Annotated in this window: 3 protein-coding genes; all 3 read right to left on the bottom strand. The window is 49.3% G+C overall.

All coding sequences use genetic code 11. From position 1 onward, the window contains the following. Positions 1 to 249: IMP dehydrogenase (locus D5S03_RS01295; protein WP_287042446.1), on the bottom strand; the 249-nt coding region annotated here is incomplete at its 3' end. Positions 250 to 388: 139 nt separating this feature from the next. After that, positions 389 to 970, bottom strand: coding sequence for a tetratricopeptide repeat protein (locus tag D5S03_RS01290; RefSeq protein ID WP_287042445.1), 582 nt, complete (start codon positions 968 to 970; stop codon positions 389 to 391). Then, complete coding sequence (locus D5S03_RS01285) at positions 963 to 1,091, bottom strand: CcmD family protein (protein ID WP_008870371.1); 129 nt, start codon at positions 1,089 to 1,091, stop codon at positions 963 to 965. Before D5S03_RS01285 ends, D5S03_RS01290 begins: the two co-directional genes overlap by 8 nt. Between the last annotated feature and the right edge of the window lie 344 nt (positions 1,092 to 1,435).

The following is a 1,435-nucleotide window of genomic DNA, read 5'->3' as shown; positions in this document are numbered from 1 at the left end:
TACCTCCTGGCGCTGCTCCTCGATGCTCATGTTCTTATGCACCACTCCCACTCCGCCGGAACGAGCCATGGAGATGGCCATCTCGGCTTCGGTTACAGTATCCATGGCTGCGCTGAGCAAAGGGATATTGAGTTCTATCTTGGGGGTAAGCCGGGTCTTGAGGCTGGTTTCTTCCGGCAGGACCTCGGAATAATCCGGCACCAGCAAAACATCATCAAAGGTTAATCCCTGGCCCCATATCTTTTCCATGACCCCTCCAGTAAGTTTGTAAAGACTGCCCTAGTATCTCGAAAAATTTATTCCTGTTACCGGTAATCTCCTGTCTATGTCAAACGCCAAAGCACGGCCCCCTAGCCGGAAAATCCCGGGACAGCAAAGGAAGTACCTGTCATATTCCTTCGCCGGGAGCAGGTGTTTCCAGTTCCTGGCGTACTCTTTCCAGTAGCTCCGGGTGGTCAGGATCTATTTCAAGAATTTTTTCCAGATGTTCCCGGGCCTTTTCCTGTTCATCAAGATAGTACTTGTAAATGATGGCCAGGTTGAAGTGGCCCTGGTGGTTTTCGGGGTTTAGTTCAAGAAGCCTCTCAAACTTCTCCCTGGCTTCTTCATGCTGCTGCATCTGAAAAAGAGTAAACCCTGCCTGGTTCAGGGCCAGCTGGTTGTCTGGATCCACACTCAAAGCCCTTCTCCAGAATGAAAGAGCCTTATCCCAGTCCTGGTTCTGCATAAAAAAGCCGGCCAGCTCGGTTATGGCCTCCACATTTTCCGGGTTTTGCTCCACCTCCTGCATGAGCCCGGCTATACGCGCCATCATCTGCTGATCAGCCTGGCGGGTCTGTGTCTCTTCAACAAGTGAGGGTGAATCGATCCTGTACCAGATGGAGGACAGAAAAATGACGGCCAGCCCCAGCATGGCGAAGGCAACCACTGCCCTTCGAATACTTATGGATGATAAAAGGCCGCTACTCATGGTGCATCACCTCCAGCTGCCTTATCTTTTTCTCAAGCTTCTTCTGACCCATGGCCAGAAAGAACAAGTACCCCCCGATGCCCAACCATACAACCACGTTGCTGGCAATCAGATATGTCATAAAAAACCAACCTTTTGCTTATTTTAGTAACCAGGCTTTTTCCAATACCCTGCACGGAAAAAGAGGACCCTTCGAGGCAAATTTTAAAAAAGAAAAAGACTTCATACAACCACCCCCTGGGCCCTCTTCTTATTCCATCACTAACTTTTGAATACTATTTTTTCTGGTATTTCTTAATTGCCAAAAGTGAGTGCTGAATCGGGACCGGTAGAAGCCCTGTATGGTATCTGTTTAGCGCTTTTAAGGAAAGCAGGGGACAGGCACTCCGGGACCCACTTGAGCATCATTTTGTGCTTAAAATATCTCATTTTTTGGGACAAGTGGGTCCCGGAAGAGCCAGTCCC

Origin of the sequence: Desulfonatronospira sp. MSAO_Bac3 (assembly GCF_003838035.1) — a bacterium.
In the GTDB taxonomy this organism is placed as follows: Bacteria; Desulfobacterota; Desulfovibrionia; order Desulfovibrionales; family Desulfonatronovibrionaceae; genus Desulfonatronospira; species Desulfonatronospira thiodismutans.
This window is presented reverse-complemented; position numbering and strand designations above follow the sequence as displayed.